This is a genomic window from Moorena sp. SIO3I8 (assembly GCF_010692325.1).
Classification (GTDB): Bacteria; Cyanobacteriota; Cyanobacteriia; order Cyanobacteriales; family Coleofasciculaceae; genus Moorena.
Genome location: NZ_JAAHHW010000189.1, coordinates 1 through 8,716, shown reverse-complemented (window position 1 = coordinate 8,716; position 8,716 = coordinate 1). Strand labels below are relative to the sequence as shown.

Annotated in this window: 6 protein-coding genes; 5 read left to right on the top strand and 1 reads right to left on the bottom strand. The window is 41.1% G+C overall.

What is annotated here, in order from left to right; genetic code table 11:
* Positions 1-109: 109 nt before the first annotated feature.
* A complete protein-coding gene (locus F6K51_RS34155; protein WP_293029629.1) occupies positions 110-286 on the bottom strand; it encodes a hypothetical protein in 177 nt (58 codons plus the stop codon).
* Between the two features lie 583 nt (positions 287-869).
* Here F6K51_RS34155 and F6K51_RS34150 point away from each other — a divergent pair.
* The 5 genes from F6K51_RS34150 to F6K51_RS34130 all read left to right on the top strand — a co-directional run bounded on the left by F6K51_RS34150 (position 870) and on the right by F6K51_RS34130 (position 8,416).
* Positions 870-1,754: an Rpn family recombination-promoting nuclease/putative transposase gene (locus F6K51_RS34150; RefSeq protein ID WP_293029626.1), complete on the top strand. Its 885-nt coding sequence runs from the start codon at positions 870-872 to the stop codon at positions 1,752-1,754.
* Positions 1,755-2,601: 847 nt separating this feature from the next.
* Complete coding sequence (locus F6K51_RS34145; protein ID WP_293029623.1) at positions 2,602-2,742, top strand: hypothetical protein; 141 nt, start codon at positions 2,602-2,604, stop codon at positions 2,740-2,742.
* A gap of 3 nt (positions 2,743-2,745) precedes the next feature.
* Entirely contained in the window at positions 2,746-6,597 is a 3,852-nt protein-coding gene (locus F6K51_RS34140) for a CHAT domain-containing protein (protein WP_293029620.1), read from the top strand.
* Positions 6,598-6,608: 11 nt separating this feature from the next.
* Positions 6,609-6,968, top strand: coding sequence for a hypothetical protein (locus tag F6K51_RS34135; protein ID WP_293029617.1), 360 nt, complete (start codon positions 6,609-6,611; stop codon positions 6,966-6,968).
* Positions 6,968-8,416, top strand: a complete 1,449-nt coding sequence (locus tag F6K51_RS34130; protein ID WP_293029613.1) for a hypothetical protein — start codon at positions 6,968-6,970, stop codon at positions 8,414-8,416. Before F6K51_RS34135 ends, F6K51_RS34130 begins: the two co-directional genes overlap by 1 nt.
* Positions 8,417-8,716: the final 300 nt, after the last annotated feature.

Sequence of the window (8,716 nt, the reverse complement as noted above, 5' to 3'; positions counted from 1 at the left end):
ATTTCACGAGGGATGGATTTTCACCATCATGGTTATCAAGTTGTCAAGGTTCAGTTTCCTGAGACCAGGCGGCTAATCCCCCAAAACCCTTGTAGGGTAAGGTTTATAGTCAACGAATCGCACCTTCACCTGGAATATCGGTCGGCTCTAGAGGAGTCCACTCCGCGATTTCTGCATAGCCTAGGGAATAAAGCATATGGATACTATTGATTACTGATTCACGAGGACCTTTGAGAGTGTGCTGAGTCGGTTTTTTCTTGAAGTTGCGAGTAAAGTTGTCTGACATAGTGAATAATTACAACTTGATTTTACAATGATTATTATAATAATTATAAAATTATTTGTCAAGGGTTTTAAAAAGTTTTTTTTGGTATTTTTAGGATTTGTTAAAAAAACTATTGCATAGGAGTTATAAAGCATACATTAGCGTTTATTTCAGACACATGCAGTTTGGTTAATTCCTTTTATATCCCCCTAAATCCCCCTTAATAAGGGGGACTTTTGAATCTATTTGCCCCTGGCCAAATAGAGATTTAACTGCAATAAAACACTACCAATATTAGCGAATAAACTTTAAAATTATTAACTAAAACTTGAGTAATATTAGGGCTAAAAACTGTGATAAAATAGAATAATATCACCAAACAATAGCAATCATTTAACCTGGTTATTATCCCCCGATATACCGTTAATGATTGTCGGGGTTTACTGGGAATTTCAAGAGTTAGTTAAGTCGCCAATATTTCCGACATACCTTACCCTGGCTTTATTGAAGATGATTTGGGATAGGTTCGAGTCGTCGAATTTGTGGCTCTTAACCCTCTTTTCGATTAGTTAACCAGAATTGACTTAGTTAGATCAGATGTGTAATGACTTACGACAGTACCCTAAAATATCTAGTTGAACAATATCCCCAAGCCTTTACCCGTTGGTTATTTAACCAAGAACTAGCAGAGGATATCGAAATTCTCAACACCGAATTAAGCACAGAACCAATTCGGGCAGATGCCTTGTTTTTTGTGCGAGTTGCTGATGCTATCTTGCATTTGGAATTTCAAACCCTACCCCAATCTGAACCTCCGTTACCCCTGCGGATGCTGGATTATTGGGTCAGGTTATATCGACAGTATCGTTGTGATATTGAACAGGTAATAATATTCCTGAAACCAACCCGATTAGCCGGAGTATTTGTGAATCAATTTACTGAGAGGAACCTATCCTTCCGCTACCGGGTGATTCGGATTTGGGAATGTGATCCACAACCATTACTAACAACCCCAGGATTACTACCCTTGGCAGTATTAGCACAAGCGGAAGTGCCAGAAACCTTGCTATCCCAAGTAGCAGCCAGAATCGATATGATTGAAGATAGACAACAGCAGCGTAACCTATCTGCTTGCGTGCAACTGTTGGCTGGAGTGAAATTTGATGAGCAGTTAATTCAAGCTTATTTTCGGGAGGATATGATGCAAGAGTCAGTAGTTTATCAACGAATTATTCGCCAAGGATTAGAACAAGGATTAGAACGGGGATTAGAACGGGGATTAGAACAGGGATTAGAACAAGGAAAGCGCAATGAGCTTAATTTAATTAAGCGTCTACTTAACCGTCGCTTAGGTGAAATCAATCCCCAATTACAAAATCAAATTGAGAAATTATCCTTTGAGCAGTTGGAGGATTTAGGAGAAGCGTTGTTAGATTTTGAAACCGAAGTGGATTTGACCAATTGGTTGAACCAGTTAACGGATAAGTAACATCCGGTTAGGTGTCGCATTCAGCTATAGCAATTCTACGACTGGTGAGGTACAAATATCTGGTTTTTAGGGAGCAGGGAGCAGGGAGCAGGGAGCAGCTAAGATAGAAGAAGCAAAAGCCAATAGTCAAACAGTTATGTGTACCTCATGAGTCCTAGAAACGCTATAGCTGATAGCTATTAGCTGATAGCTTACCTTGCCTATTGCTAGCATGCCTATTGCTAGCATGCCTATTGCCTGCTCCCTGCTCCCTGCTCCCTATTCCCTATTCCCTCTTACCATGTGAGGAAATGGTACTCGTTAAGAACAAAACAGTACCGGTTTTTAATACAAAAGTACTATTCGATTAGCAACAAGTACTAGTTACTGATAAACGAGTACTGTTAAATGATAAACTAGTACAGTTTAACGAAAAACTAGTACTTGTTTGTTATACACCAGTACTAGTTAACGAGAAACGAGTACTAGTATGTGAGAAACGGGTACCCGTTTGTTATACACCAGTACTAGTTTGTTATACACCAGTACTAGTTAACGAGAAACGAGTACTGGTATGTGATAAACGAGTACTAGTTTGCGGTTAATGGGTACTCGTTTGCGGTTAATGGGTACTCGTGTGTTAGATATTAATACAGCACTACCCACTTCAGACTTCAGACTTCAGACTTCAGACTTCAGACTTCTGACTTCTGACTTCTTAGGAATGTTATAATTTACAAGGTTCTGCCTCTTGCCTTTTCCTAAGGGATAGCAGCAGACAGTTTTGCCAATGGCGGAAGATTGGTAAATCCAGGGTGCTTTCAATAAGTCGAATTTTTGAATAACTATTGTATAGCAGTGGATGGCAATGGCTGACAATACATCTGATGCCCAACTTGACTTTCTCTTACAGGTACTAAAAGCAATTGCAGACAGTAATGGTGATCACCAGGTAGTTGATAAATTACTGGAAGCAAATATAGATAAACTTAATCAGACCTTAGCATAAAAATTGCGGGCTTGGGCAACAAGTAAGCTGGCGGAAGCGAAACCAGATCAAGCCACATCCCTAAGCGCAGATCTTGTTGAATTTAGCACAATAGTAGCAGAATTACCCTTGGGTGACAAAGCCAGCAATATGGAAATTGCTATCACTGGTTATGAAGTCGCCCTAACTGTTTACACCCGTGAAGCTTTTCCAGTTGAATGGGCAAAGACTCAATACAATCTCGGTACTGCTTACTGTCAAAGAAAAAAGGGTCAGAAAGCAGAAAATATTGAAGAAGGGATCACTTGCTTCCAATTAGCTTTAGAAGTACGCACCCGTGAAGCTTTTCCGGTTGAATGGGCAGAGACTCAAAACAATCTCGGTAATGCTTACTCTCAAAGAAGAAAAGGGGAGAAAGCACAGAATATAGAAGAAGCGATCGCTTGTTATCAAGAAGTTCTAAGAGTCAGAACCTTTGAGGATTTTCCTGAAGATTGGGCAAGGACACAAGGTAATCTCGGTAATGCTTACCTTAACCGAATCAAAGGTCAGAAAGTACAGAATATAGAACAAGCGTTCGCTTGTTACCAACAGGCTCTAAGAGTATTAACCTTGGAGGCATTTCCTGTTGAGTGGGCATCGATACAAGATAATCTCGGTATTGCTTACGGTGACCGAATAAAAGGGGAAAAATCACAGAATATTGAAGAAGCGATCGCTTGTTACCAAGAAGCTCTAACAGTATTAACCTTTGAGGCTTTTCCTTTTAAGTGGGCATCGACACAATATAATCTCGGTCATGCTTACTATTGCAGAATAAAAGGGAAGAAAAGACAGAATATAGAACAATCCATCGCTTGTTACCAACAGGCTCTTAGAGTCAGAACCTTTGAGGCTTTTCCTGAAGATTGGGCAAAGACACAATATAATCTCGGTCATGCTTACTATTGCAGAATAAAAGGGAAGAAAGGACAGAATATAGAACAAGGGATCGCTTGTTTAAAACAGGCTCTAAGAGTATTAACTTTTGAGGCATTTCCTTATGAGTGGGCATCGACAAAAACTAATATCGGTGCTGCTTACTGTAAGGGAAGAAAAGGTGATAAAGCACAAAATAGTGAAGAAGGGATCGCTTGTTTACAACAGGCTCTAAGAGTATTAACCTTGGAGGCATTTCCTTATGAGTGGGCAACGACAAAAACTAATCTCGGTATTGCTTACTGTAAGGGAATAAAAGGGGAGAAAGCACAGAATATAGAACAAGGGATCGCTTGTTTACAACAGGCTCTAAGAGTATTAACCTTTGAGGCATTTCCTTATGAGTGGGCAAATACAAAAACTAATCTCGGTATTGCTTACGGTGACCGAATCAAAGGAGAGAAAGCACAGAATATAGAACAAGCAATCGCTTGTTTACAACAGGCTCTAAGAGTATTAACCTTTGAGGAATTTCCTTATGAGTGGGCAAGGATAAAAAATTATCTCGGTATTGCTTACTATGACCGAATAAAAGGTGAGAAAGCACAGAATATTGAAGAAGCCATCGCTTGTTACCAACAGGCTCTAAGAGTATTAACCTTTGAGGAATTTCCTTATGAGTGGGCATCGACACAAACTCATCTCGGTATTGCTTACGTTAACCGAATAAAAGGGGAGAAAGCACAGAATATTGAAGAAGCCATCGCTTGTTACCAACAGGCTCTAAGAGTTAGAACCTTTGAGGAATTTCCTTATGAGTGGGCAGGGACACAAACTAATCTCGGTATTGCTTACGGTGACCGAATAAAAGGGGAGAAAGCACAGAATATAGAACAAGGGATCGCTTGTTATCAACAGGCTCTTACAGTCATCATTTTTGATGCATTTCCTTATGAGTGGGCAATCATACAAACTAATCTCGGTAATGCTTACCGTAACCGAATCAAAGGGGAGAAAGCACAGAATAGTGAAGATGCCATCGCTTGTTACCAACAGGCTCTAAGAGTATTAACCTTTGAGGAATTTCCTTATGAGTGGGCAAATACAAAAAATAATCTCGGTGCTGCTTACTGTAACCGAATAAAAGGGGAAAAAGCACAGAATAGTGAAGAAGCTATCGCTTGTTACCAACAGGCTCTAAGAGTATTAACCTTTGAGGCATTTCCCCAAAATTATCTAAATACTAACAATAACCTTGGTTTCGCTTACCGAGATGCTCAAAATTCATCGGAAGCTTACAAAGCTTTTGATGCTGCCATTAAAACCGTAGAATTCCTGCGAGATGAAATTAGTTCTGGTTCTGGAGTAGAAGAATACAAGACCAAACTAGCTGAAGAATCGAATAAAGTCTATGGAGGCATGGTAGAAGTTTGCCTAGAATTAACTAATATCACCGAAGCCATTGAATATGTTGAACGGAGCAAAACCCAGAATTTAGTTGACAAGATTCTCAGCCGTGACCTGAAAACCATCTTTCCTGTAGATGTTGCCACTCAATTAGAACAATACAGGGATGAAATAGCGGCAGGTCAATATCAAATCCAACAGGGAAAAGCTGAAAATCAAACCGCCCTAGCACAACGTCTCCAACAGTTGCGAAAGCAGCGCAATGATTTACAAGACCAATATTTACTTATCGGTTCTAGCTTTAACTTTGAGCAATTTCAGAACAATTTAGATGACAACACTGCCATTGTAGAATTTTACATTACAGGGAATAAGCTGCTCACGTTCATCTTTACCCACCAAATTCAACAGCCCATAGTTTGGCAATCTGAGCCACAAGACTTATACAAATTTCTAAATTGGGTAGTTAAATATCTGGAAAGCTACTACACCGAAAAATCTAATTGGCAAAACGACCTAAGCAACCGCCTAGATGAGCTAGCTGATATTCTATCCATTGATGACATCATTCAGCAGATTCCTCCAGAGTGCGATCGCTTAATTTTAATTCCCCATCGGTATTTACATTTGTTGCCCCTTCATACTTTACCGATTACCAGTAAGCAGGGAGAAGGTAAAACTAGAATTATAATGGATCGGTTTCCAGCAGGGGTAAGTTACGCTCCTAGCTGTCAACTACTCCAACTTGTTCAAACTAGAAAACGCCCAGAAGAGTTTACCCACCTGTTTGCAGTTCAAAATTCCGCTGATAATTTACATTACACTCCTATCGAAGTAGACGTAGTTAAACGCTACTTCAATCCACCACCAGATACAGAAGTTCTTGTGGAAAACGATGCCACCAAAGCCGCCATAGATAGCAAAGCTCTCAACAGTTACCACTGTTTACATTTTAGCTGTCACGGTTACTTTAATTACCAAGAACCACGGAAATCGGCTCTAATTCTGGCCAATGCCCATCAGCCGACCTCTGCTGAACCCAATTCGGAGCGCTATTTACGAGTAGAAGATGAAGACTATGACCTAGAGAAATGTTTGACTATCGATGATGTCTTTGAGTTAAAATTAGAACAATGTCGCCTGGTCACCCTTTCTGCTTGTGAAACAGGACTGATTGATTACACCAACATTAGCGATGAATACATTGGTTTACCCAGTGGTTTTCTAGTGGCGGGGAGTCCAGCAGTGGTTAGTAGCTTGTGGAAGGTAAACGATTTATCGACAGCATTGTTAATGATTAAATTTTATGATAATTGGCTAAACTCCCAAATGTCCTTAGCAGTTGCCCTTAACCAAGCGCAACTCTGGCTGCGGGATGTAACAAAGGAAAATTTATTACTCTGGATTGAAAGCTCATCTATAAAGAGTTATCAAAAGCGGTTTTTGAGTGCTCCCCTTTCGAATAATGATGATTTTAAGTATCTAAGACCCAGCGATAAGCCTTTTGAAAAACCTTACCATTGGGCAGCATTTTGTGCAATTGATCAATAGGAGTTAAGACTATGAAATATGAGATTCAAGCAATAAGAAATTTTATCAAGCTAATCAACAGCCAAGCAGAGCTTTTTTCTGAACAGCATCGGAATGAACTGGAAGCGATAATTACTCCCCTATCTAATCATGATGTGGAGGGACTATTAAATAAGATTGAGAACTGGTGTAAATCTAATCCAGTTATTAACGATGCTCTAAATGTTTTAGTTGGTAGTAAACCAATTCCTGAAAAAGGACCTGGAGGCAAATTCCCTACTCCTGAAGCCAAAGCAGACTATGAAAAAAATGATCTGAAAGAAGAAGTACTCAACGCTCTGCGTCAGAGTACTCCCCTAGAAACCGAAAAACCCAAAAATCCCAAAGGCTGATGAGTGATACCGCCTTGCGACTCAAAAACCCCAGCGTCACCCTTTATGGGTTTCATCTCTGCCAAGACTTAAGTCAAGAACCGGAACAGTTGCGACAGGATGCGGATCAGTTGTGGCAACACTGTGCTAAGCTCAGCGAACCCCTAGGTATCCCAGACCTGGAATCTTTACCGGAAAAAATACTATCCCCTTCCAGCCAAACAGCGATCGCAAGCCGTTACATAGAACTATTAGATGATGATGACAAAACCTACACTGCACCACTGCAACTAGCAGGCTCTCCCCTAACCGTCCAGGTTGATCCGGTTAAAATTCATGATACTTATGCCCTTGACCTAACCCTGTCTTGCCAGAATACCGTTGCAGCCAGTGAATTTAGTCACTTCAATCCCCAAGGGTGCCTCCTAGCCAGCAACATTCAAGCTTCTTTAGGACAAACCTTAGTGCTCTATGGCGAACCAGTGGGCACTCCCGAAGAGGATAGAACGTTAGCCGATGCCTGTGTGGATGCTTTTTTGCAGGGAACCGACCAAAAACCCCAATTTACCGCATCTGGGCAGTTATTTGGTAGCCCAATTTTTGCCTATGACAACGGTAAAGAGAAACCAACGGAGCAATGTCACGTTCTGGTCTGGTTAAACCGTAACCCAGAAACCTTAAAACTGGTTGAAAAGACGTCTTTGTCTTTTTTCAATCTATTGTGCTGTCGCAGTAAAATCCTGTTTGCTTATGATCAAGCCCGTTGGTGTTATCGCCAAACTAGAGGACTCTATAGCCAACTGGAACAAGAGGTTCAAGGCTTCAAGGCATTGCCAACGGAGGGAGACACACGGCTAGAGCAACTGAAGCAGAAACTGACCGAGATGCCATCCAAGACCTTTGAGTATGCTGGTTATCTGCGAGACATGGAGGATCACAAAAATGCGATCGCTACCAATGACCACAACTATGACTACTGGCTAAACAAAATCTGTGAACATAGTCTGGAAGACGATACTATCAAGTTTTTGGAAGACTTCCTCAACCAAAGAACTAAACGGTTTGAAAAACAGATTAAAACCGACCTGAATTATCTCAAACCCGGTCAGCAATTATTTGACCAGATGCTTGGTAGTATCCGAGGCATTGTGGACATTGAGCAAGCAGAATGCGATCGCGCTTTGGAAAAAGCCCTCAGAGATAAGGAGAAGGCTGATCAAGCGCGAGAAAAACAATTAGAACGTTGGATTGCCCTGGTCGGTACTGGTTTAGCGGTTAGTGGTATTTCTTCCCAAACCGCTGGTAAACCGGTAGAGTCTATTATCGACCCGAAAGAATCCTTAGATTGCCCCAGCGCTGGTGTTACACCTTGCTTGACTTACAGTGTCGTGTTTGTGCTATTTCATGTTGGAGTTGGTTTTATCGCTGCTTTAATTATGAATCGATTTATCAAATCGGTATCAAAATGAGTACTAAAGGGAGCAGGTTGTAGGGAGTAGGGAGTAGGGAGTAGGGAAGAGAGAAGAGGGAAAAAATCCTGTGTACCTCATAAGTATGATAACCGCTATAATTCAGTTGTGATCAGAATAATTCAGCCAGGTTAGTAGGAGGAGACAGAACGATTCGTGGATTCTTTGGCCAAGTGCGGCTTGTTCTGAGTAGGAGCCTCCCTCACCGGGAGGGGTATGACTCAGGTAACTCGCGGGGAAAACCCCAAAAAGAGTTATAACTATTCATCTGGATGGCGGTGCAAACCCGACCCCTAGAAG

Coding starts and splice junctions, on each gene's coding strand:
- F6K51_RS34155 (WP_293029629.1), bottom strand. CDS start 286: ATGTCAGACAACTTTACTCGCAACTTCAAGAAAAAACCGACTCAGCAC.
- F6K51_RS34150 (WP_293029626.1), top strand. CDS start 870: ATGACTTACGACAGTACCCTAAAATATCTAGTTGAACAATATCCCCAA.
- F6K51_RS34145 (WP_293029623.1), top strand. CDS start 2,602: ATGGCTGACAATACATCTGATGCCCAACTTGACTTTCTCTTACAGGTA.
- F6K51_RS34135 (WP_293029617.1), top strand. CDS start 6,609: ATGAAATATGAGATTCAAGCAATAAGAAATTTTATCAAGCTAATCAAC.
- F6K51_RS34130 (WP_293029613.1), top strand. CDS start 6,968: ATGAGTGATACCGCCTTGCGACTCAAAAACCCCAGCGTCACCCTTTAT.